This window comes from Pseudoxanthomonas koreensis (genome assembly GCF_010093225.1).
GTDB classification, from domain to species: Bacteria; Pseudomonadota; Gammaproteobacteria; order Xanthomonadales; family Xanthomonadaceae; genus Pseudoxanthomonas; species Pseudoxanthomonas koreensis.
This window is the reverse complement of record NZ_PDWM01000005.1, coordinates 23,150-45,241: the sequence shown is the minus strand read 5'-3', so window position 1 is coordinate 45,241 and position 22,092 is coordinate 23,150. Positions and strand designations below refer to the sequence as shown.

At 71.7% G+C, this 22,092-nt stretch carries 23 protein-coding genes, 1 tRNA gene and 1 other RNA gene; 7 read left to right on the top strand and 18 right to left on the bottom strand.

From position 1 onward, the window contains the following. Positions 1 to 46 precede the first annotated feature (46 nt). The 5 genes from fabG to CSC64_RS02780 form a co-directional block, all read right to left on the bottom strand. Positions 47 to 808 (bottom strand): 3-oxoacyl-ACP reductase FabG, encoded by a 762-nt coding sequence (gene fabG / locus CSC64_RS02800; RefSeq protein WP_162433804.1) that lies wholly within the window; start codon positions 806 to 808, stop codon positions 47 to 49. Positions 809 to 872: 64 nt separating this feature from the next. Further along, positions 873 to 1,814 carry an ACP S-malonyltransferase gene (gene fabD / locus CSC64_RS02795; protein WP_162433803.1) on the bottom strand — a complete coding sequence of 314 codons (942 nt, stop codon included), beginning with the start codon at positions 1,812 to 1,814 and terminating at the stop codon, positions 873 to 875. A 104-nt stretch (positions 1,815 to 1,918) separates the two neighbouring features. After that, complete coding sequence (locus CSC64_RS02790; protein WP_162433802.1) at positions 1,919 to 2,899, bottom strand: beta-ketoacyl-ACP synthase III; 981 nt, start codon at positions 2,897 to 2,899, stop codon at positions 1,919 to 1,921. Positions 2,900 to 2,989: 90 nt separating this feature from the next. Next, the gene (gene rpmF / locus CSC64_RS02785) at positions 2,990 to 3,184 is read right to left on the bottom strand and encodes a 50S ribosomal protein L32 (RefSeq protein WP_024869578.1); all 195 of its coding nucleotides are present in this window, start codon (positions 3,182 to 3,184) and stop codon (positions 2,990 to 2,992) included. Positions 3,185 to 3,296: 112 nt separating this feature from the next. Continuing rightward, a complete protein-coding gene (locus tag CSC64_RS02780; RefSeq protein WP_162433801.1) occupies positions 3,297 to 3,818 on the bottom strand; it encodes a YceD family protein in 522 nt (173 codons plus the stop codon). Positions 3,819 to 3,937: 119 nt separating this feature from the next. On the opposite strand from CSC64_RS02780, the gene CSC64_RS02775 reads away from it, so the two are divergent. Further along, on the top strand, positions 3,938 to 4,504 hold the full coding sequence (locus CSC64_RS02775) for a Maf family protein (RefSeq protein WP_162433800.1): 567 nt from the start codon (positions 3,938 to 3,940) through the stop codon (positions 4,502 to 4,504). Between the two features lie 21 nt (positions 4,505 to 4,525). Here the strand turns inward: CSC64_RS02775 and CSC64_RS02770 are convergent, their stop codons facing one another. From CSC64_RS02770 to CSC64_RS02760, 3 genes are read right to left on the bottom strand one after another with little or no spacing between them, the layout of a single operon-like run. Next, positions 4,526 to 6,388 carry a glycosyltransferase 87 family protein gene (locus tag CSC64_RS02770; RefSeq protein ID WP_238389728.1) on the bottom strand — a complete coding sequence of 621 codons (1,863 nt, stop codon included), beginning with the start codon at positions 6,386 to 6,388 and terminating at the stop codon, positions 4,526 to 4,528. After that, positions 6,378 to 7,427, bottom strand: a complete 1,050-nt coding sequence (locus CSC64_RS02765; protein WP_162433799.1) for a glycosyltransferase family 2 protein — start codon at positions 7,425 to 7,427, stop codon at positions 6,378 to 6,380. Before CSC64_RS02765 ends, CSC64_RS02770 begins: the two co-directional genes overlap by 11 nt. 46 nt (positions 7,428 to 7,473) lie before the next feature. Continuing rightward, positions 7,474 to 9,333: an ArnT family glycosyltransferase gene (locus CSC64_RS02760; protein ID WP_162433798.1), complete on the bottom strand. Its 1,860-nt coding sequence runs from the start codon at positions 9,331 to 9,333 to the stop codon at positions 7,474 to 7,476. A gap of 42 nt (positions 9,334 to 9,375) precedes the next feature. Between CSC64_RS02760 and CSC64_RS02755 the strand changes: the two genes are divergently transcribed. The 4 genes from CSC64_RS02755 to CSC64_RS02740 are packed head-to-tail and all read left to right on the top strand — an operon-like array spanning position 9,376 to position 13,801. After that, positions 9,376 to 10,329, top strand: a complete 954-nt coding sequence (locus tag CSC64_RS02755; RefSeq protein WP_162433797.1) for an AAA family ATPase — start codon at positions 9,376 to 9,378, stop codon at positions 10,327 to 10,329. Beyond that, positions 10,329 to 11,285 (top strand): DUF58 domain-containing protein, encoded by a 957-nt coding sequence (locus tag CSC64_RS02750; RefSeq protein WP_162433796.1) that lies wholly within the window; start codon positions 10,329 to 10,331, stop codon positions 11,283 to 11,285. The genes CSC64_RS02755 and CSC64_RS02750 overlap by 1 nt, the downstream gene beginning before the upstream one ends. After that, a complete protein-coding gene (locus CSC64_RS02745; protein ID WP_162433795.1) occupies positions 11,282 to 13,246 on the top strand; it encodes a transglutaminase TgpA family protein in 1,965 nt (654 codons plus the stop codon). The genes CSC64_RS02750 and CSC64_RS02745 overlap by 4 nt, the downstream gene beginning before the upstream one ends. Positions 13,247 to 13,264: 18 nt before the next feature. Then, complete coding sequence (locus CSC64_RS02740; protein WP_162433794.1) at positions 13,265 to 13,801, top strand: Slp family lipoprotein; 537 nt, start codon at positions 13,265 to 13,267, stop codon at positions 13,799 to 13,801. 126 nt (positions 13,802 to 13,927) lie between these two features. Here the strand turns inward: CSC64_RS02740 and CSC64_RS02735 are convergent, their stop codons facing one another. The 4 genes from CSC64_RS02735 to dnaX form a co-directional block, all read right to left on the bottom strand. Further along, positions 13,928 to 14,278 carry a histidine triad nucleotide-binding protein gene (locus CSC64_RS02735; protein ID WP_162433793.1) on the bottom strand — a complete coding sequence of 117 codons (351 nt, stop codon included), beginning with the start codon at positions 14,276 to 14,278 and terminating at the stop codon, positions 13,928 to 13,930. Positions 14,279 to 14,466: 188 nt separating this feature from the next. After that, the gene (gene recR / locus CSC64_RS02730; RefSeq protein WP_162433792.1) at positions 14,467 to 15,066 is read right to left on the bottom strand and encodes a recombination mediator RecR; all 600 of its coding nucleotides are present in this window, start codon (positions 15,064 to 15,066) and stop codon (positions 14,467 to 14,469) included. 19 nt (positions 15,067 to 15,085) lie between these two features. Continuing rightward, a complete protein-coding gene (locus CSC64_RS02725) occupies positions 15,086 to 15,406 on the bottom strand; it encodes a YbaB/EbfC family nucleoid-associated protein (RefSeq protein ID WP_162433791.1) in 321 nt (106 codons plus the stop codon). Between the two features lies 1 nt (position 15,407). Next, positions 15,408 to 17,297, bottom strand: a complete 1,890-nt coding sequence (gene dnaX, locus CSC64_RS02720; RefSeq protein ID WP_162433790.1) for a DNA polymerase III subunit gamma/tau — start codon at positions 17,295 to 17,297, stop codon at positions 15,408 to 15,410. Positions 17,298 to 17,453: 156 nt separating this feature from the next. Between dnaX and CSC64_RS02715 the strand changes: the two genes are divergently transcribed. Next, positions 17,454 to 17,546: transfer RNA gene (locus CSC64_RS02715), tRNA-Ser, on the top strand. Positions 17,547 to 17,943: 397 nt separating this feature from the next. Here CSC64_RS02715 and CSC64_RS02710 read toward each other — a convergent pair. The 3 genes from CSC64_RS02710 to CSC64_RS02700 all read right to left on the bottom strand — a co-directional run bounded on the left by CSC64_RS02710 (position 17,944) and on the right by CSC64_RS02700 (position 19,400). Further along, positions 17,944 to 18,432, bottom strand: a complete 489-nt coding sequence (locus tag CSC64_RS02710; protein WP_162433789.1) for a GNAT family N-acetyltransferase — start codon at positions 18,430 to 18,432, stop codon at positions 17,944 to 17,946. Between the two features lie 3 nt (positions 18,433 to 18,435). Next, positions 18,436 to 18,699, bottom strand: a complete 264-nt coding sequence (locus CSC64_RS02705) for a type II toxin-antitoxin system TacA family antitoxin (RefSeq protein ID WP_162433788.1) — start codon at positions 18,697 to 18,699, stop codon at positions 18,436 to 18,438. A gap of 170 nt (positions 18,700 to 18,869) precedes the next feature. Next, positions 18,870 to 19,400, bottom strand: coding sequence for a helix-turn-helix transcriptional regulator (locus CSC64_RS02700; RefSeq protein ID WP_162433787.1), 531 nt, complete (start codon positions 19,398 to 19,400; stop codon positions 18,870 to 18,872). A gap of 229 nt (positions 19,401 to 19,629) precedes the next feature. On the opposite strand from CSC64_RS02700, the gene ffs reads away from it, so the two are divergent. Beyond that, positions 19,630 to 19,726, top strand: an RNA gene (ffs, locus tag CSC64_RS02695) — signal recognition particle sRNA small type. Positions 19,727 to 19,802: 76 nt separating this feature from the next. Here ffs and CSC64_RS02690 read toward each other — a convergent pair. From CSC64_RS02690 to CSC64_RS02680, 3 genes are all read right to left on the bottom strand, one after another. Then, positions 19,803 to 20,516: a hypothetical protein gene (locus CSC64_RS02690; RefSeq protein WP_162433786.1), complete on the bottom strand. Its 714-nt coding sequence runs from the start codon at positions 20,514 to 20,516 to the stop codon at positions 19,803 to 19,805. Positions 20,517 to 20,589: 73 nt separating this feature from the next. Continuing rightward, entirely contained in the window at positions 20,590 to 21,597 is a 1,008-nt protein-coding gene (locus CSC64_RS02685; protein ID WP_238389727.1) for a Vgb family protein, read from the bottom strand. Further along, complete coding sequence (locus CSC64_RS02680; protein ID WP_238389726.1) at positions 21,597 to 22,091, bottom strand: molybdenum cofactor biosynthesis protein MoaE; 495 nt, start codon at positions 22,089 to 22,091, stop codon at positions 21,597 to 21,599. Before CSC64_RS02680 ends, CSC64_RS02685 begins: the two co-directional genes overlap by 1 nt. Position 22,092 lies beyond the last annotated feature (1 nt).

Sequence of the window (22,092 nt, the reverse complement as noted above, 5' to 3'; positions counted from 1 at the left end):
GGCCTTTGAAATCCTTCTTCTTGGCATCGCTTGCCCGCGGGCGGGCTCAGGCCATGTACATGCCACCGTTGACATGCAGGGTCTCGCCGGTGATGTAGCCGGCATCGGGCCCGGCCAGGAACGCCACCGCGCGGGCGATGTCGGCCGGCTCGCCGAGCCGGCCCAGCGCGATCTGGCCGAGCATCGCGTTCTTCGCGTCCTCCGGCAGCTCGCGGGTCATGTCGGTGTCGATGAAGCCGGGCGCCACGACATTCACGGTCACGCCGCGGCTGCCGATCTCCCGCGCCAGCGACTTCGAGAACGCGATGATCCCGGCCTTGGCCGCGGCGTAGTTCGCCTGGCCGGCGTTGCCGGTGGCACCGATCACCGAAGCGATGTTGACGATGCGGCCCTTGCGCGCCTTCATCATCCCGCGCATCACCGCCTTGGAGGTGCGGTAGACGCTGGTCAGGTTGGTATCGATGATCGCCTGCCAGTCCTCGTCCTTCATCCGCATCAGCAGGTTGTCGCGGGTGATGCCGGCGTTGTTGACCAGGATCGAGACCGGGCCGAACTCCTTGGCGATGCCCTCGATCAGCGCTTCCACCGCGGCCGCGTCGGTGACGTCCAGCTTGCGGCCGTGGCCGCCCTTGCCAGCCAGGCGCGCGCCGATCGCATCGGCGCCGCCATCGCTGGTGGCGGTGCCGATCACGGTAGCGCCGCGGGCGGCCAGCTCGTCGGCGATCGCCGCGCCGATGCCGCGGCTGGCACCGGTGACCAGCGCGATCTCGCCGGCAAGGGGCAGGCTGCTTGCGGACTGGTTCGTCATCGTGGACCTCGTCGTTCGTTCGTGGTGGCGGGTCGCGACTGCACGCGACCGCGCCGCAAAGGTATCAGCGCCAGTCGGCCAGCGCCGATTCGAAATCGCCGACCGCGCCGATCGCGCGCGCATCCAGCGACTTGTCGATGCGCTTGGCCAGCCCGGCCAGGACCTTGCCCGGGCCGCACTCGGCCACCCGGGTGGCGCCGCGCGCGGCCAGGGCCTGCACGCAGCCGGTCCACTGCACCGGCAGGTAGAGCTGGCGCACCAGCGCGTCGCGGATGGCGTCGACGCCGGCATGCGCCTGCGCGTCCACGTTCTGCACCACCGGCAGCGACGGTGCCTGCCAGGCCATGCCTGCCATCGCCTCGGCCAGGCGGTTGGCGGCCTCGCGCATCAGCGGGGTGTGCGAAGGCACGCTCACCGCCCGCTTCACCGCCTTGCGCACGCCGCGCTCGGCCAGCAATGCCAGCGCGCGGTCCACCGCAACCGCATCGCCGCCGATCACGATCTGCCCGGGTGAGTTGTAGTTGGCGGGGACCACGACCTGGCTGGTGGAGGCCTGGGTGCAGACCTCGTGCACCAGCGCGTCCTCGGCGCCGAGCACGGCGGCCATCGCGCCGGTGCCGGCGGGCGCGGCATCCTGCATCAGCTGGCCGCGCAGGCGCACCAAGTGCGCGCCGTCGCGCAGCGACAGCGCGCCGGCGGCGACCAGCGCGGTGTATTCGCCCAGGCTGTGGCCGGCGAGCAGTGCCGGCCGGGCGCCGTCCTGCGCCTGCCACGCGCGCCACACCGCGATGCCCGCGGCCAGCAGCGCCGGCTGGGTGTATTCGGTGCGGTTGAGCATCTCCTCCGGACCGCCCTGCGAGAGCGCCCACAGGTCGACGCCGGCACCCTCGGAAGCCTCGGCGAAGGCGGCGCGGACCTGCGGATGCAGTTCCGCCAGTTCGGAGAGCATGCCCACGGACTGGGAACCCTGTCCGGGGAAAACGAAAGCGAGCGTCTGGTCGGTCACGCGCGGGGGAAGGTCGAGAAAAGAGCGGCGATGATACGGGCGATCCCGCGGGATTGTCTGTACGACCGCGTATGTGGAAACCGCTATGTCGCCCCCGCCCCGCCTCAATACCGCAGCAGCGCCGAGCCCCAGGTGAAGCCGCCGCCGAAGGCTTCCAGCAGCAACAACTGGCCGCGCTGCACGCGGCCCGAGCGCACCGCCTCGTCCAGCGCCAGCGGCACCGACGCGGAGGAGGTATTGCCGTGGCGATCGACGGTGACGATCACCCGCTCCATCGGCATGTCCAGTCGCTTGGCGGTGGCCTCGATGATGCGCAGGTTGGCCTGGTGCGGGATCAGCCAGTCCAGGTCGTGCTTGTCCAGGCCATTGGCTTCCAGGGTCTCGTCGACCACCGAGTCCAGCGCCTTGACCGCGTGCTTGAACACCTCGTTGCCGGCCATCTGGATGCGCACGCCGGCGTTGTGCTCGTTCCCGCTGAAGCCGGCCGACACGCCCACGGGGCAGCGCAGCAGGTCCCTCTTGCTGCCGTCGGCATGCAGGTGCGTGGACAGGATGCCGGTTTCGGCGTCGGCCCTGAGCACCACCGCGCCAGCGCCGTCGCCGAACAGCACGCAGGTGGTGCGGTCGGTCCAGTCCACCATCCGGGTCAGCGTCTCGACCCCGATCACCAGCGCGGTCTTCGCCGCGCCGGTGCGCACGAACTTGTCGGCCACGCTCAGCGCGAACACGAAGCCCGAGCACGCCGCGTTGACATCGAACGCCGGGCAGCCGGCCACGCCCAGCTTCTGCTGGATCAGGCAGGCGGTGGACGGGAATATGAAGTCGGGCGTGGTCGTGCCGACCACGATCAGGTCGATCTCGTCGGCGGCGATGCCGGCCGCCTCGATCGCCTTCAGCGCGGCCTGGTAGCCCAGGTCGCTGCTGGTCTGCCCTTCGGCGACCACGCGTCGTTCGCGGATGCCGGTGCGCGAGTGGATCCATTCATCGCTGGTGTCGACCACCTTGGCCAGGTCGTCGTTGGTCACCACCTTCTCCGGCAGGTAGCTGCCGGTTCCGGCGATGCGCGAATAGATCCGCTCGCTCATGCGTATTCCCGCTTGCGGCTCCCGCGGGGAGCCAGGACGTCGTTCACCACGGTCCTGGCGCGCGCGGACGACGCGCGCCAGGGGTCAGACTCAGTCTTCTTCGACGACCGAGGTCTTGGTCGCGATGACCTTCTTGCCGCGGTAGTAGCCGTCGGCGGTGACGTGATGGCGCAGGTGGGTCTCGCCCGTGGTCGGGTCGGTCGCCAGCTGCTTGGCCGTCAGCGCATCGTGGGAACGGCGCTGGCCGCGGCGGGACGGAGTGACTCGGGATTTCTGCACAGCCATGGGATTGCTCCAAACTCGTTGTAGTGCGTTTCTTGTGGGACCTGCAAGCCACCCGCCGGTGCCGTTCCAGGGCGCCTTCGGCGGCGGCGCGGCCGTGAATCTCTGGTTTGCCTTACTTCTTCTTCAGCGAGGCCAGCGCCGCGAACGGGCTGGCCGCCTGCAATTCCTCTTCGCCCGCCGACCAGGTCCGGTCGATGGGCTCGCTGCCCGGCGCCAGCGGCACCACCGGCAGGGCGAGCACCAGCTCGTCCTCGACCAGTTCGGCCGGCCGCACCAGGCCGTCTTCCGGCACCAGCAGCGGCTCGTACCCCTCCGGCAGCGCGGCCTCGTCGGCCTCGTCGCGGATCAGGCCCAGCCGCAGCACCGACCGCACCGGGAACACGAACCGCTCCAGGCTGCGCTGGCAGAGCAGCGGCAGGCCCGCGTCGATCGACAGCTCGATGTAGGGCACCTGCAGCGTGTCCTGGCCGAATTCCAGCGTGAAGCCGCATTCGCCCTCGACATCGGCGAGGCTGCCACGCAGGCGCGGCAGGGCCGACAGCGGCAGGCGCCCTTCGAACTGCCGCCTCGCGGCGACCATCCTCCAGGCATCCAGTGTCTCGGGAACCTGCACGACGGGCGCACCTGCGGACATAAGCCGCTGAATGTTAAGGACCGTGCCGCCGCCTGTCAAACCCGGACCTGCCCCGCCGTACAGCATTGCCCCGCCGCTGCCGGGCGCCGACACTGGCCTGCCCCCGCCACGGACCGGCCATGCTGATCCTCGCCTCGACCTCTCCCTACCGCCGCGAACTGCTGCAGCGCCTGCGGTTGCCGTTCGACTGCGCCCGCCCGGAGGTCGAGGAAACGCCGCTGGACGGGGAAAGCCCCGGGGAACTGGTCCGCCGCCTGGCCCACGCCAAGGCCGGCGCGGTGACCGCGGCCCACCCCGGGGCGTGGGTGATCGGCTCGGACCAGGCCGCGGACCTGGACGGCCGCATCCTGGGCAAGCCCGGCGGCCGCGGCGCGGCCGTCGCCCAGCTGGCGGCGATGTCGGGGCGCACCGTGAACTTCCATACCGCCGTGGCGCTGCGTCGCGGCCAGCATGCCCTGGCCGCGGTGGACCTGACCCGGGTCCGCTTCCGCGCCCTGGCCGCCGCCGAGATCGAACGCTACGTCGACGCCGAGCAGCCGTTCGACTGCGCCGGCAGCTTCAAGTGCGAGGGCCTGGGCATCTCGCTGTTCGAGGCGATCGAGTCGCACGACCCCACCGCGCTGGTCGGCCTGCCGCTGATCGCCCTGTCCGGGCTGTTGCGCGAGGCCGGATACGCCGTGCCCTGAGCCGGCCGCAGCCCCTCGCCTTCAGTCTCCGGCGGCCACGACGCGGCACCAGTGCCAGGGATGCGGCTGCCGGCCGATCCGGCTGTCCAGGACCTCGCAACTGGCCGCATCCAGCCTGAAGCCATAGCGGGCCAGCACCACATCGGCGCCGTCCAGCAGCTCGCGGTTGGCGTCGCCGGTGGCCAGCAGGCGTGCGGCGGCCGGGCGCAGGTGGCAGCGTCCGTCCGGCGACTGTGCGGCGGCGACCAGCTCCACGCTGCGGCTGCGGCCGGCCAGCCAGCGCAACAGGCGGCAGTCCCCGGTGTCGAGCCGCAGCCACGCCGCCCAGCGGTTGCGCCGCTCGATGCTCTCGGCGCGCCGGTCCACCGCCGCCGGCACGATCGCGCCGGCTTCGCCGCCGCCGGCGGCCACCATCGCCCGCACCCGCGCCACGTACGCTTCCGATTCGGGGAAGTTGGACCCCACCGAGGCGTAGACCGGCCCTTCGGGCAGGAACGGCAGTCGCCACGCCTGCGGCTCATTGCCGACCAGCAGCACCGTGGGCGGCATCAAGCGCGGCGCCTCGACCCGGAACGCGCGTTGCGACCAGCCCGCGTGCCCCCAGCTGTTCCAGCCCGCCAGCGCCACCAGCGCCGCGAGCGCGATCGCCACGGTAGCGACGCGCCCCGCCAGCCGCGGCCTGAGCAGCCAGTGCAGCAGCAACCACAGCAGCAACGGCGCCAGCAGTTCCAGCACGACCAGGTAGCGGTGGATGCTGAACATCGCCAGCCAGATGGCGTAGCCGGCGACGAAGAACACACCCGGCATCCGGCGCACGCCCGCTGCTGCCGGCGCCACGCCGGTGCCCTGCATCCACCCCAGCCGGCGCGCGATCCATGCCAGCAGCGCGATGATCGCGGCCACGTAGAGCAGCGCCCAGGTGACCTGCAGCAACGCGATCTCGCTGACCAGGTAGGGGTTGGCGGTGGACGTCAGCGGGCGCAGCAGCGCCTCGCCGAAGCTGCGCGGCAGCCAACGCTGGTCGCCCACCGTCAGCGGCGGCGCCAGCGGCGCCTGGAACCAGGCATTGAACTGCGGGAACAGCGGGTTGCCAAACGTCGACCACACCGCGTACAGCCACGGCCCCGCCAGCAGCGCGAACACCGCCAGCGCGACCAGGGCCAGCCAGGACCCGGCGAAGATCCGTGCGCGCCACGGCAACGGTGCGGCCAGCACCGCCAGGCCCAGCGCGACGGCATACATCGCATTGGTCAGCTTGAACGCCACCGCCAGGCCCAGCAGCACACCGGCCAGTGCCAGGCGCCGCGCCGACCAACGGTCATCGGTGCCCGGCAGCGACAGCGCCAGCGCCCCGAGCACGAGTGGCGCAGTGCTGGCATCGCCCATGGTGTTGCCCAGTTCGGACAGGAACGCCGCGCTGGCCAACCCGGCGATGCCGAGCAGCGGCGCCAGCCAGTCGCGGCGCACGTCGTCTTCCAGCGCACGCCATGCGATCCATGCCAGCGGCAGGAACGCCAGCCCGTGCAGCAGGCCGAGCAGCACGGCGGCCAGCGGCGCCGGTGCGTGCTGCACCAGCAGGAAGTACGGCACGTCCAGCAACGGCACGAAATAGCTCTGCATCTGCGCCGGCGCCAGGTCGATGCCCAGGCGACCTTCCAGCACGGCCCAGGCGTTGTAGACGTGGTAGTTGCGCAGGTCCCAGTTCGCGTCCTGGCCGCGCAGCAGCGAGGCCAGTGCGCACAGCACCGATACGGCGACCGTGGCACGGGCGATCCCGCGCCGGGTGCCGAAACCGAAGGTCCGCGCCAGCGCCGCCAACGGACGCGCCAGGCACATGCGCAGGCGCGCGGCCAGGCTGGCGCGCGCCCCCGCTTCAGCCGGCACGGGTGGCCGCTCCGGCGCCCTCCGGCGCGCTGCGCGGGGCCGCGGCACCGTGCGCGCGCGGCAGTTCCCCGCGGGTCGCCGGGATCGCCAGGTAGGCCAGGCGCTTGGCCTCGGTCCGCCCGCGGGTGACCGTGTCCAGGATCAGGCCGCAGGCCAGCAGCACCGCCGCCAGCAGGACCAGCGCCGAGCACAGGATCGCGGTCGGGAAGCGCGGCACCAGCCCGGTTTCCACGTAGGTGACGAACAGCGGCACCGCCAGCACCACCGCCAGCAGCGTGCTGGCCACTGCGCCGGTGGAGAAGAACAGCAGCGGCCGCTCGGCCTTGAACAGCCGCGCGATGGTGCCGAGGATGCGCGCGCCGTCGCGCCAGGTGTTGAGCTTGCTGGTGGAACCCTGCGGCCGCGCGCCGTAGGCGGTGGCCACCTCGGCCACCGGCATGCGCAGCTGCAACGCGTGCACCGCCAGTTCGGTCTCGATCTCGAACCCGGACGCGTGCGCCGGGAACGACTTCACGTAGCGCCGCGAGAACACCCGGTAGCCGGACAGCATGTCCTCGAAGCTGTCGCCGAACAGCACCCCCACGCAGCGGGTCAGCAGGCGGTTGCCGAAGCGGTGGCCGGCGCGGTAGGCGGCGCGCTCGCGGTCCACGCGCGCGCCCACGACCATGTCCAGGCCTTCGTCGAGCAGCCGCCGCACCAGTACCGGCGCGGCCGCCGCGTCGTAGGTGGCGTCGCCGTCGACCATCACGTAGACGTCGGCCTCGATGTCGGCGAAGGCACGGCGGACGACGTTGCCCTTGCCGCGCAGCCCCACCCGATGCACCACCGCGCCGGCGGCGCGGGCCAGCTCCGCGGTGGCGTCGCTGGAAAGGTTGTCGAACACGTGGCAGGTGGCCGACGGCAGGCTGGCGCGGAATGCTTCCACCCCCGCGGCCACGGTCGCCGCCTCGTTGCGACAGGGGACCAGCAGCGCGATCCGCGGCCCGGCTTCGTCCCCGCCCGCGCCATGCGCCTGCGCGTCACTGTCGTGGCTGTGCATCGCTTCCCCTGCTCCTCTGCATCGGCCACCCGGGCCGGCGCGCATGTTACCGGTCGTGGTCCGCGGCGACGATCCGCAGCGGCTGCTGCAGCCAGTCTTCGACGCTGCCGTCGGCGCCGTGCAGGCGCAGCCCCAGCCAGCGCCGCCCCGCCACACTGGCAGGCAGGTCGACCACGGCATGGAACCCGACCCGCGGCTGGTTCGGATCGGCCGAGCCGGGGAAGTGGCTTGCCACGTCGAACTCGCTGCCGTAGTCGGCCCGCGCCACCACCGCATCGTCGAGCAGCACTTCCACCCGCGACAGCCCCACGCCCTCCTTGAACGCCCAGCCGCTTACCTCGAACCTCGGCGGCACGCTCGAACCGGGCGCGGGCGCATCGATCCAGGCCAGCGCCGGCGCGACGCAGGCACCGGGCACGGGCTGCGCGCCGGGCTGCAGGCGCAGCAGCAGGAAGCGCTGGTTGCCATGGTCCACCGCCACGCTGCGCGCCGGCGGCAGCGGCCCCAGCCGCGCGCACAGTTCGCGGTAGCGCTGCAGCCACTGCCTGAAAGGCAGGTCGCCCGGCGCCAGCACCAGCAGCGTCGGCGCATCGGGCGCGGCGTCGGCCTGCAGGCCCCATAGCTTCAACTGCGGTGCACGGCCGTGTGCGTGGTTGAGCGGATGGTCCAGCACCGCGATGCGTGGATCGCCCAGGGCGAAACCCAGTTCGGCGCCGACCTTGAAGTCCTCCGCCAGCACCCGCGTACCCGCCGGCATCTGCGCCAGTTCCGCGCGTACCGCCGCGGCCAGCGGCTCCCAGCCGGTGAAGTTGCGCGGGTAGTGCTTGGAGCCTGCGCTGTGCGCGCGCAACGCCGGCGAAGCCACCGCCAGGTGCCACGCCAGCACCGCCAGCATCCCTGCCCCGGCCAGCGCCCACGCCAGCCGCCGCCACGGCCGCGACCAGCCGTCCAGCAGCATGGCCGCCGCCGGCAGCAGCGCCAGGTAGGCCGGCACCGGCCAGTGGAAGCTCACCCGCTGGTTGTCGGTGAAGAAACCCAGCAAAAAGATCCCGCCCAGCACGATCGAACCGAACAGCGCCAGGAACCGCCACTGCGGCCGCGCCGGCCGCCGCTTCCAGCCGGTGGTCCACGCCGCCTGCAGCAGCGCCCAGCCCAGCAGCGGTGTCACCAGCAGCACCTGCAACGGGATGAAGGCCAAGCCGCCGGCATGCAATGCCCAGGGATGCCGTTCCACCAGCTGGAAGCGCAACCCGGCCTCGCCGTTCTCCAGGTTCCACAGCAGCAGCGGCAGCCAGGCCAGCGCACCGACCGCCAGCGCGAGCAGCATGCGCGGGTCGCGCAGCAGGCGCCGGCCCTGCGGCAGCCACAGCATCACCGCCGCGCCGACCACAATCACGCCGGCGAAGCGGTAGTGGCTCAACGCACCCAGTGCCAGCCCCAGCGCCAGTTCCAGCGCCGCCAGCGGCGTGACCTCGTGCAGCAGGCGCGCACCGGCGTGCAGGCACAGCACCGTGGCCAGCGCCATCGGCACGTCCGGCAGCGCCAGGATCCCGAGCATGCCCAGCAACGGCAGCAGCACCGCCAGGGTGCCGGCGCGCCAGCCATGGATCGCGCCGAACCAGCGCCGGCCGATCCGCGCCGCCCACCACGGCAGCAGCGCGCCCATCGCCAGGAACGGCAGGCGCAGGGCCAGCGTATGTTCGCCGCCCAGCCCGGTGCCCAGCCGCGCCAGCCAGGCGCTCATCCCCGGCAGGTCGGAGTACGCCGACGCCAGGTGCCGGCCTTCCTGCCAGTAGAACGCTTCGTCGACGAACAGCGGCAGCCGCGCGGCGACCACCAGCTTGAGCACGCAGGCCGCGATCCAGCATGCGATGAAAGCGCGGCGCGCGCGCAGTTCCGCCTCCATCTGCCGCTACACTCCTTTCCGATCCCACGGTGCAGGAAGACGATGACGCGGACCGCGGAGCTGGACTCCATCCTAACCGACGCCCTGCGCGATGCGCTCGCGCTGGCGCAACGCCAGGTCAATGGCCTGGTCCTGGGCAAGCCGCAGGAAGTGCGGCTGGCCTTCGTCGCCCTGCTCGCCGGTGGTCACGTGCTGATCGAGGACCTGCCCGGGCTGGGCAAGACCACGCTGGCGCACGCGCTCGCCGCGACCGTGGGCCTGGCCTTCCAGCGCATCCAGTTCACCTCCGACCTGCTGCCGGCCGACGTGCTCGGCGTGTCGGTGTACGAGGCCGGTTCGCGCCAGTTCCAGTTCCACCCCGGCCCGGTGTTCGCCCAGGTGCTGCTGGCCGACGAGATCAACCGCGCCCCGCCGCGCACCCAGAGCGCGCTGCTGGAAGCGATGGCCGAGCAGCAGGTCACCGTGGACGGCACCACCCATCCGCTGCCCGATCCGTTCTTCGTCATCGCCACGCAGAACCCGGTGGACCTGTCGGGTACCTTCCCGCTGCCGGATTCGCAGCTGGACCGCTTCCTGCTGCGCTTCTCGCTGGGCTATCCCAACGCCGAATCCGAGCGCGCCCTGCTCACCGGCGCCGACCGCCGCGAACTGATCGCGCAGGCGCCGCCGGTGCTGGGCGACGGCGACGTGCAGGCGCTGCGCCGCGCCGCCGAGCAGGTGCATGCCAGCGAGGCGCTGGTCGGCTACGTGCAGGCGCTGCTGGCGCGCAGCCGGCAGCAGCCGGGCGTACGCGTGGGCCTGTCGCCGCGCGCCGGCCTGGCGCTGCTGCGCGCCGCGCGCGCGTATGCGCTGCTGCTCGGCCGCAGCCACGTGCTGCCGGAGGACGTGCAGGCGCTGTTCATCGCGGTTGCCGGCCACCGCCTGGTCGGCGAAGCCGAAGCGGGCAGCGGCGCGGCGCTGGCCAAGGCGGTGCTGCACGCGGTGCCGGTGGACTGATGCGCGCCGCCCTGCACGGGCTGCGCGCGCGCCTGCAACGCTTCGAACGCCCGCGCGCGCCGGAGGCGCTGCCGGTGCGGATCGACCGCCGCCGCATCTACGTGCTGCCCACGCCGTTCGGCCTGTTCTACGCGCTGCTGGTGGCGGCGATGGCGCTGGGCGCGCTGAACTACAACAACAATCCGGCGCTGCTGCTGGCGCTGCTGCTGGGCGCGGCCGGGCTGGCCAGCCTGATCGCCGCGCACCTGCAGCTGTCGGGCCTGCAGCTGGACACGGTCTCGGCCGAACCGGTGGCCGCCGGCGACACCCTGCGGCTGCGGCTGGCGCTGTCCAGCCATGACGGCCGCCGCCGGCGCGGGCTGCGCGGCGACCTCGGCGGCGCGATCGGCTGGACCGGCACCGGTGCCGACGGCAATGCCGAACTGTCGCTGCCGCTGCCCACCCGTCGCCGCGGCTGGCTGCACCCCGGGCGGATCCGCCTCTCCACCACCCAGCCGCTGGGACTGGCGCGGGCCTGGTCGCGGCTGTGGCCGCGGCAGCCGCTGCTGGTCTACCCGCGCGCGGAAGCCAATCCGCCGCCGCTGCCCGAATCCGGCGGCGACGGCCAGCACAGCCGCGTGCATCCGCTCGGCGACGAACCGCACCAGCTGCGCGCCTACCGCCCCGGCGACGCGCCGCGCGCGATCGCCTGGAAGCACAGCGCGCGCCGCGACAGCCTGGTGGTGCGCGAATACGAGCGCGCGCAGCCGCAGGACCTGCGCCTGGACTGGGAGCTGCTGCGCGGCATGCCGCGCGAGCCGCGCATCGCGCGCCTGGCCGCCTGGGTCGACCTGGCCGAGCGCGACGGCCGCCGCTACCGCCTGCGCCTGCCGGGGCAACCGGAACTGGGCCCGGGCCGCGGCCCCGGGCACCACCACGCCTGCCTGCGCGCGCTGGCGCTGTTGCCATGGGAATGAGCGCGACGCTGCCCGCCACCGCTGCCGACGAACCGGTGCTGCTCGACGCCGGCAGCCGCGCCTGGGCCCTGTCCGCCGCCGCGCTGGCGCTGCTGCCGCTGCTGCTCAACCTGCCGCCGCCGCTGGGGATTGGTTTTGCCATCACCGCGCCGGCGATCGCCTTGTTGGCCTGGAAACAGGTCCTGCCCGGCTGGCTGCGCGCGCTGCTGACCCTGGCCATGGTCGCCGCGGTGCTGGCGGTGATGGGCACGCGCTTCGGCCGCGATACCGGCTGCGCGCTGCTGGCGGCGATGCTGGCGATCAAGCCGAGCGAACTGCGCAGCCTGCGCGATGCGCGCAGCCTGGTGGCCTTCGCCCTGTTCGCGCCGTTCGCCGCGTTCCTGCTCGACCAGGGCCCGCTGGTGATGGCCTGCGCGGTGGCGGCCGTGCTCGCCGGCCTGCTCACCCTGCAGCGCCTGGCCGACCTGGAAGCCGGCGTGCCACCGCCGCCGCTGCGCCAGCGGCTGGGCACGATGGGCCGGCTGGTGGCGATCGGGCTGCCGCTGGCGCTGGTCGCGTTCTGGCTGTTCCCGCGCATGGCCACGCCGCTGTGGGGCGTGCCGGAACGGGCGATCGCGCGCCCGGGGCTGTCCGACACCATGAGCCCGGGCACCTGGCTGGACCTGATGGCCGACGACGCGCCGGCGATGCGCGCGCAGTTCGACGGCGCCGAGCCGCCGGTGCAGGAGATGTACTGGCGCGGCCCGGTGCTGCTCGACTACGACGGCCGCACCTGGACCCGTTCGCGCTGGCTGGAGGCGCTGCCGCAGCCGCAGGTGCGCCGCGCGGCCGCGCGCTGGAACTACCGGCTGGAGATCGAAGCCAGCGACCGCCGCGACCTGCCTGCGCTGGACCTGCCCACCGCCACTCCCGAAGGCGCGCACATGCGCCACGACTTCTCGCTGGAAACCCTGCGCCCGCTGTCCTCGCCCAGCCGCTGGCAACTGCAGTCGTCGCCGCCGGAGGCGTTCGATCCGGAACTGCGGGCGATCCTGCGCCAGCGCGCACTGGCGCTGCCGGAAGGCTACGACCCGCGCACCCGCGCGCTGGGCCGGCAATGGCGCGCGGAAGCCGGCAATGACGACCAGGCCATCGTCGACCGCGCGCTGCGCTGGATCCACGCCGAGTTCGCCTACACCCTGGACACGCCGCTGCCCGGCCGCCACGCCGTGGACGAATTCCTGTTCGAGCAGCGCGCCGGCTTCTGCGAACACTTCAGCTCCGCCTTCACCGTGCTGATGCGCTCGGCCGGCATCCCCGCGCGCGTGGTGACCGGCTACACCGGCGGCGTCCGCAATCCGTTCGGCGGCGGCTACTGGATCGTGCGACGGATGGACGCCCACGCCTGGACCGAGGTGTGGCTGGACGGTCGCGGCTGGGTCCGGGTCGACCCGACCGCGGCGGTGGCGCCCGAGCGCATCTACGACACGCTCGAACAACGCGCCGCGACCGGCGGCGTGGCCGGGCTGGAGATGCTGCGCCTGGGCAACCTGGGCAACCTCACCGACTGGCTGCGGCGCGGCTGGAACGACCTGGTGCTGGGCTTCGACGCGCAGCGCCAGCAGTCGCTGCTGCGCCCGCTGGGGCTGCAACGGCTGGAACCGGCGCAATTGCTGGCCATGTTCGTCGCCCTGGCCGCGCTGGCCCTGGCCGGGATGATCTGGCTGCTGGCGCGCGGCGAACGCGAGCGCGACCCGCTGCTGCGCGCCTGGCATCGGCTGGGCCACCGCTACGCCCGCCTGGGCCTGGGCCGCGCCGCGCACGAACCGGCACTGGAATGGGCGCGGCGCGTGGCCGCCGCGCACCCGGCCCGCGGCCCCGACCTGCTCGCGCTCAGCCACCGTTTCGCCGAAGCGCGCTACGCTCGCGGCCATGGGGGAATGCGCCGGCTGCTGGACGATCTGGCGCGGCACCGCCCCTGAACTTTTCCGGAGGCCGCCATGACTGTCCGCATTCCGTTCCGCATCGCCCTCGTTGCCTGCGCGGCCCTCGTGCTCGGCGCCTGCGCCACCGCTCCCGAACCGCTGCAGGGCACCTTTCCCGCGGTCACCCCGCAGCAGTCGGTGGGCAACCCGCAGACCGGCCCCACGGTGCGCTGGGGCGGCCGCATCATCGAGACCCAGCCCAAGCAGGACCACACCTGCTTCCAGGTGGTGTCGATGCCGCTGACCTCGACCGGCCGCCCCGACAGCGATTCGGCCGACATGACCCAGGGCCGCTTCCTGGCCTGCCGCGCCGGCTTCTACGACCCGGCCGTGTTCACCGCCGGACGTGAGGTCACCTTCGTCGGCAGGATCGGCGGCACCGACACGGTGCGCATCGGCGACTACGACTACCCGTTGCCGCTGGTCGCCGCCGACGTGGTCTACCTGTGGCCGGAAGTGCGCGAGGTCGACGTGATCACGCCCTACTACCCGTACTGGGGTCCCTACTGGGGCCCGTGGGGCGGTCCGTGGGGGCCGTGGGGCTGGTGGTAGCGCGGCCCCGGTAGCACCCGCGAACCGGCCTGCCCGGTTCCACTGCAATGCATGAAGCACGAACGCCGCCTCCGGGCGGCGTTCTGCTTGTTGGGGGCGTTCCGCTTGGCGGCGCCGGCGCCGCGCTCAGGGCGTGCCGAAGTGGCCCAGCGGCGCCCCGGCGAGCAGGTGCAGGTGCACGTGGAACACGGTCTGCCCGGCATGCTCGCGGCAGTTCATCACCACCCGGTAGCCATCCTCGGCCAGGCCCGCCTCGCGCGCATGCCTGGCCGCGGCCAGCATCAGCCGGCCGAGCAGTTCGGCGTCGGCGGCAGTGGCGTCGTCCAGGGTCGGGATCGGCCGGTGCTTGGGGATGAACAGCACGTGCACCGGCGCCTGCGGCGCGATATCGCGGAAGCCGAGGATCTCCTCGTCCTCGTAGACGATCGTGGCCGGGATCTCGCGGCGGATGATCTTTCCGAAGATGGTGTCGCCCATGGGGGGATTCCGGATGTAGGGGAACGAACCCGAAGCTTAGTCCGGATCCCACCGCCCTTTGTAGGAGCCCACTTCAGGGGGCGACCCGATGCCGCCTGGAAACGCCGCGCTCAACGCGCCCCTTCTGGAGATGCCGCGTTCAGCGCAACCCCGCCCGACCGCCTCGGGTCGCCCCCTGAAGTGGGCTCCTACAACGGCATTTCGCCGCGGGTGCCGAAGGCGTGCGAGAGGGTGCCGCGGTCGACGTATTCCAGCTCGCCGCCCAGCGGCAGGCCCTGCGCCAGCCGGCTCGGGCGCGCTCCGTGCTGGCGCGCCAGCTGCGCCAGGTAATGTGCGGTCGCCTCCCCTTCCACCGTGGCGCTGGTGGCCACGATCAGCTCGGCCACCTCGCCCGCGGACAGGCGCGCGGCCAGCGCATCCAGGCCCAGCTCGCGCGGGCCGATGCCGTCCAGCGGCGAAAGCCGGCCCTGCAGCACGTAGTACAGGCCGCGATAACCGGTCGCGGTCTCGATCGCCAGGCGGTCGGCCGGCGATTCCACCACGCACAGCAGCTGGCGGTCGCGGCCGGCGCTGGCGCAGGTGGCGCAGACCTCGGCCTCGCTGAAGTCGCGGCACTGGCTGCAGTGGCCCACCCGCGCCACCGCCTCGGCCAGCACTTCGGCCAGGTGGCGGCCGCCGTCGCGCCCGCGCTCGAGCACGTGGTAGGCCATGCGCTGGGCGGTCTTGCGGCCGACGCCGGGCAGCACGCGCAGCGCCTCGATCAGCTGCTCCAGCAGCGGCGAACTCATGGCAGGGCGGCGCGTGCAGTCAGAACGGCAGCTTCATCCCCGGCGGCAGCTGCATGCCGGCGGACGCGGCACCCATCTTCGCCTTGGACTCGGCATCGACCTTGTTGGCGGCATCGTTGAACGCCGCCGCGACCAGGTCCTCGGCCATCTCCGGATCGGACAGCACCGAAGGATCGATCCGCACCTTGCGGCATTCCTTGGTCCCGGTGAGGGTCACGCTGACCATGCCGCCGCCGGCGCTGCCGGTGACTTCGAGCTTGGCCAGTTCTTCCTGGGCACGCTGCAGGTTCTCCTGCATCTTCTGCGCCTGTTGCATCAGCTGGGCGATATTGCCGCGCATCTCAGTTCTCTTCTGAAGGTCGGATGGAATCGGGCACCACGCGGGCGCCGTGCTGCTCGATCAGGCGACGCACGCCCGGATCGTTGAGGAAGGTTTCCTCGGCCGCGCTCTGCCGCGAATCGCGCTCGCGGTCGCGGCGGTCGTTGAGCGTCTCGGCCGCCACCTGGCCGCCCGCCCCGCTCTGGATCGCGATCCGCGGCGCGGCGCCGAGCACGGGCGCCAGCGCTTCGGACAGCGCGCGGGTGGACATCGAGGTGCTCAGGTATTCGAAGCCCGGCGCCAGCGCCAGCGTCAGCACGCCGCCGGCATGGCCGACGAAGGCGGTGTGCGCAGCCAGTTCGCGCGCCGGGCCCTTGAGGTCGCAGCCGGCGACGTGGCGCAGCCAGTCCTCGGCGTCGAGGATGGTGGTGCCGGCGGAGGCGGCAGGCGCAGCGCCCGTCGTCGTGGGAGGCGTGGGCGCAGCCGGTGCAGTGGTGCTGGTGGCCGGCGGCGTGTTGGCCGGCATCAGGATGCCCGGATCCAGTGTCGCCGCGGCCGCGGGCGCAACCGCGCCGGTGACGGCCGGCCGCCGCGTGGGAGCGTGGGCATCGTCCTGCGCCCAGGGCGGCGCCGGATCATCCGAAGCAGGCTCCGGTACCGCGCGCGCCGGTTCCGGCGCAGGCGAACGCTGCGCCGCGGGCGGCACCGTGCTGGAACCCCTCGCGTCCTTCATCGCGCCATCGCCCGCGGCGGAAACCGGCGCCGACCCGGGCGCACGCGACGCAGCGCCGGCACCCTGCCCCTGCCCTGCCGCCGGCAGCGGGCCAGCGTCGGCCTCGGGCCGGAACGCGAGCATGCGCAGCACGCTCATCTCGAAGCCCACCCGCGGCGCCGGCGCCAGCTCCAGGTCGCGGCGACCGTTGACCGCCATCTGGTACCAGAGCTGGACCACTTCCGGCCGCAGCCGCTCCGCGTAGCCGTCCACGGCCAGGCCTTCGTCCTCGCGCGCCGCGCCCGGCACCAGCTGCCGCACCTGGATCCGGTGCAACGCTTCGGCCAGCGCCTCCAGCACGTTGCCCCAGTCCGGGGCGAAACCGGCCACCGTGTCGACCGTGGCCAGCAGCCGGGCGCCGTCGCCATCGGCCAGCGCGTCCAGCAGCGCGGCGACCTGGGTGCGGTCGACGCTGCCGAGCATGGCCCGCACCGTGTCCTCGCCCAGCGCGCCGCCGGCATAGGCGATCGCCTGGTCCAGCAGCGACAGGCCATCGCGCAGGCTGCCGTCGGCGGCGCGGGCCAGCTGGCGGATCGCACCGGCATCGGCCTCGATCTGCTCGGCGGCCAGGATCTTCGTCATCTGGCCTTCGATCTGGCCCTCGTCCAGCCGCTTGAGGTTGAACTGCAGGCAGCGCGACAGCACCGTCACCGGCAGCTTCTGCGGGTCGGTGGTGGCGAGCAGGAACTTCACGTGCCCCGGCGGTTCCTCCAGGGTCTTGAGCAGCGCGTTGAACGCCGCCTTGGACAGCATGTGCACTTCGTCGATCAGGTAGACCTTGTACTGCCCGCGCGAGGGCATGTACTGCGCGTTCTCGATCACCTCGCGGACGTCGTCCACGCCGGTGTTGGAGGCCGCGTCGATCTCCAGCAGGTCGATGTAGCGGCCCGAATCGATGTCGGTGCAGGCCGCGCAGACCCCGCACGGCTCGGCGCTGGTGCCCTTCTCGCAGTTCAGCGACTTGGCGAAGATCCGGGCGATGGTGGTCTTGCCCACCCCGCGGGTGCCGGTGAACAGGAAGGCGTGGTGGACCCGCCCGGTATCCAGGGCATTGCCCAGCGCGCGCACGACATGCTCCTGCCCGACCAGCTCGGAAAACCGCTTCGGGCGCCACTTTCGGGCCAGGACGAGATAGGACATCGGACACCGTTTCGACCGGAGCCGGCATTGTGCCATGGCCGCCGCGAACCCCGGCCCAACCCCGCCCCAGGACCGCGCCCGCGCTTGTGGCAGGTGCCCGCGAGCGCTAGAATTCGCGGCCCTGACAGGGGCCCCACGGGGCGCCAGGCAGGTTCCGGAGAGGTGTCCGAGTGGTTGAAGGAGCACGCCTGGAAAGTGTGTAAGCGTCTAAACCGCGCTTCGGGGGTTCGAATCCCCCTCTCTCCGCCAGATACGCACAAGCCCCCGCAAGGGGGCTTTTGCGTATCTGGCGGAGAGAGGTGAGCTTGATTCGAACCCCAGGTTCGACCACCCGCGCAGCGGGTGGACACGACGGCGAAGCCGTCGCCCCGAAGGGGCAAGGCGCGAAGCACCGCAGTGCATCCCCCTCTCGCCCCGACGTCCCCCCGCTTTCAGTAGCGGTCTGACTTGGCTCGGGATTCACTTTAGCTGATTCGGCGAGGGCGCACGCAAGGGGCCCTTCACGTTTCATGGACGGCGAAACAGCGAAACAGGGGGCAGAGTGCACTTTCCCTGGGTGCTGATCCGCGACGACACCCAGCCTGGGCCAACTCCGGAAAGTGCACTCTGACCCGCGCTTCTCGCCGACCCTCATTCCTTCTTCTGCTCAGACATCCCCCAACGGCAGATACAACGTCCGTGAGTTCGCCGTGGCTTCGCGGAAGCCATAGGCGCGATAGAAGCGGGCCGCTGTCTCGTGCAGTGCATCTACCAGCAACACGCGCACTCCGAGCTGCTCGCGCAGCCCCAGGCTGCGCGCCACGGCATGCGCCAGCAGGTAATCGCCATGTCCCTTGCCCTGCTCGCTGGCCGCGACGGCCAGCCGTCCCATCCGGATAGCCGGTACCGGGTAGCCGGGCAGGCGCTTGCGATCGGCCTCCTGCAGGTCGGTCAGCAGAAGCTGGGCAGCGGACAGGCTGTAGTAGCCGAGGATGCGGGCCGGATCGGCGTCATCCACCAGGACATGTGCGGTGCTTATGCCGTCGCGATGGTGTTGGGCGGCCTGATGGCGCAGGTAGGCATCCAGCGTCGGCTCACCGCAAGTGAATCCCTCGCGGTCATGTCGCCTGGGCTTGAGTTGCTCGACAACGAGCACGCATCAGGCCTGCGTGACGCGGACGAGGGCCTTCTTGAGCCTGGCATTGGGCTGGAAGGGAGCATCCAGCGCCTCGAGGAGGCGCCGGGACTCTTCCACCGACAGGGTGACGGTCAGTTCGGCAGCCATGATGCTTTCGGCTTCGCGCAGTACCGCATCGCGCACGAATGCGGACAGCGGCACGCCGCGCAGGTCGGCGGCGCGGGCAATGCGCGCCTTGTCCGCAGGGCTCAGGCGCAGGTCGAGACGGGCAGCGGCGTTGGTCATGGCGGACCTCCTTGTACGGAAGAATACCGTACAACTGTTCCGAGTGCTATCGCAACTCCCCGCCGGACAGGCACCCGGCAAGCGGAAGCTTCTGGTCTCGCCCCCCCCAGGAGGCCCCATACCCCCGCGCTTCGCCGGAACCCACCCGCCAGTACTGCTGAACCAGCGCCTCAAGCGAAGAGCGTTTCGAGCTCTTTGAGGAGCCCCACGCCGGACATGCGGCGCGTCTCTTTTGCGATGTTGACCTTCATGGTCACTTCGGAAACCTCGATCAGCGAGCGATCGATCGGCCGCTTCTGGGTCTCGGAAAACCAGACCAACACCGGGCGCAGGTGCCAGAACGCCTGTGAGCCCTCATGCACCGCAGCCGGGAAGGTCTCTGGATTACTGATCATCAGCTTGCGGATGTTCTGGCGCGAACAACCGACCAGGTCCGCCACATCCGTCAGTCCCACGAAATCCGGCGATGCTTCGATCAGCTCCGCACCGGGGATCGCACCCTTGACCGCCTGCACCGCCGAAACGATGGCCTCCAGGGCATCGGCAGCCTCGCGGGTAAAGTCCAGGGCGATGCGGCCTTGCTGGCCGATACCCACAGTCGCGTCATCGCATCCGGCCTCGGCCAGCGCGTCGATGAACTGCTCCGGATCAGCGTCGACGTCCGGCAATCGGAACTTCAAGGTGAATTCGTACTCACTCATTGAGTGTTGTCGATTACGCCAAGGAATCCAGTGACACCAAGCAGGTTGTCATATGACAACCTGCTTGTAAAGTGAACCGGTTTTGGTCCACCCCGACACGCCCCGCCATGGCGGCCCGTCGCACGGATCGGCTAGAATTCGCCTCCCCGCTCGCGCGGCGGCCGCTTCAACCGCCCGCCCCGCCTGCCGGAACCCTGGACCGCCCGCGCGCTCCAGTCCCATGGTGGCCCCGTCGGCCCCTCGCGACGCTAGATCGAAAATCCCGCCAGGGCCGGAAGGCAGCAACGGTATCGATCGACGCGGGCGCCGAGGCAAGCCGGCGGGGCCGCCACCTTTTCGCGCACCGGAAAATCAACGTCCTAAAGCCAGGGGCGCCATACCGGCGCACCAGCCCTGCTCTTCTCAAGGCGACGCCGGATCTTCGGCCGCCGTTGCCGAAGCGTGGCCGCTGGCACTCAGCACACGCCCCACGCCTGCATTGACGACGGATCCGACGACCAGCACCAGCGCGGCCGCCAACAGGCTGCGCCACAGGCCCAGCGAAGCGCGCGAGCGGAACCACGCCGCCTGCACCAGCCAGAACCAGCCGGTCGCTGCCAGGAACATGCATGCGGCGATCTGCACCAGCCACGGACGGTCCAGCGCCATCAGCGTCAGCGACACCGAGATGGTGAAAGCGAAGGGTGCGACCAGGTAGCACTGTTCGTAGAACGGCGCCCGCAACGTCTCCCGGTCCACGGGCCGGCGGGTGCGTACAAGCAGGTAGACCGCACCCGCCAGCGACCACACGCCGAAGGCGATGGTCCGGTAGAGCAGCAGGTTCTGCTCCGACGACAGCACCACGGCGCCCAGGCCGGCGTTCTCTTCCGGGGCCGGATGGCGCATGGCCAGGTCGATGAAGTGCGAGATCAGCACGCACAGGATCAGCAGCAACGGCGGGCTGATCGCATCGCTGAAGCGGCTCTCGTCCTGTGAGGCCAGCTGCGTGCCGGCATAACCGGTCATCCGCCTTGGCGAGACGACGATGCGCCACAAGGTGCGCGGCAGCAGCACCAGCCAGGTCAGCGCTTCGTAGACGAACTCTTCGAACGACTTGAGGATTTTCAGGAAATCCATGCGCATCCCTCGTCCCGGCCCCGGCATAGTTCCGGCCCTCCGGGACGCCGTTTCACATAGTGCACCACGGCGGTCAGCGGGACGGCACGATCCCCAGCGCATCCGGCTCGTCGCCGGTCGGCCAGCGTTCCACCACTTTCCAGCTCGCGGTGTCGACCACGGCGATCTCGTTGCCGCCGCTGATGGCGACGTAGACGCGCTGACCGGACGGATCGGCGATGGCACCGATCGGCAGCGCGGCGCGGCCGGGCATGGTTTCGCGGTATTCCACGCCCGGGCGCGCCAGTTCGACCCGCGCCACCGGCTTGCGCGAGACCGTGTCGAACACCGCCAGAGTCGCCGCACGCGCGTTGGTCACCAGCGCGTGCCGGCCGCTGGGAGTGAAGCCGACCCGGATCGGGAAGCCGGCGCTGTCCAGGGTGTCGAGCGCGTCCAGCGTGGCCGGGTCGTGCACGGTCACCGTGCCGGCCTCGCGGTTGCTCACCCACACCGTGCCATCCGGGGCGATGCCGATGCCTTCGGCGCCGGCGCCGGCGGGTTTTTCCAGCACCGCGCCGTCGGCCAGGTCCACGCGCACCACGGTGCCGGCGCCGACCTTGCTCACGTAAGCGGTCGCGCCATCGGCCGAGAGCGCGACCATATGGCCCTTGCCCGGCCCCAGGTCGAACACGCGCTCGACCTTGCCGTCCAGGTCCACCCGCAGCAATGCGTCGCTGGCCTCGGTGGTGGCGAGCAGGTGGCGGCCGTCGGCCTCGAAGCGCATGCCGTGCGGGCGGCCGTGCACGCCAAGATCGATCCGGCGCAGCAAGGTCCCGGTGTCCGTGCCGTACACGCCCAGGGTGTGGCCCGGCGCCTGTCGTCCGTACTCGCTGACCACCGCCAGCGTGCCGTCGGGGCTCACCGCGATCTCGTGCGGGCCGGGCGCGGTAGGCGCCTCGCCGAGCTTGCGCCCGTCCTCCAGCGACAGCCGCCACAGCGTGTCGGCGGACTTGTTGCCTACCAGCAGTTCGCCGGCCGCCACGGGCGCCTGCACGCCGAGCAACGCCAGCGCCAGGCCGGCATGGAGATGGATGCGTTTCATCACGGCTCCTCCTGCTGCGCCGCACCAGCCCCGGCCGGCTCCGGATGCAGCCACTGCGGGCCGCCGTCGGCATAGCGCTCGCGCTTCCAGATCGGCACCCGCGCCTTGACCTCGTCGATCACGAAGCGGCAGGCGGCGAACGCCGCGTCGCGGTGCGCCGCGCTCACGCCGACCCACACCGCCAGGTCGCCGATCGCCAGCTCGCCGGTGCGGTGCACGCAGTGCACGCCGGCGATGGCGAAGCGCGCCATCGCCTCTTCGACGATGCGCTGGCCCTCGGCGCCCGCCAGCGTGGCATAGGCCTCGTAGTGCAGCCCCAGCACCGGGCGGCCGTCGTTGTGGTCGCGCACCCAGCCTTCGAAGCTGGCGTAGGCGCCGGCTTCGGCGCGCAGCAGCTGCGCGCGCAGCGGCTCGATGGCGAACGCGGCGTCGGCCAGTTCGAAACATGCCGGTCCGGGCTGCGCCATGGCGCCGTCCTGTACTTCGCGTTCCATC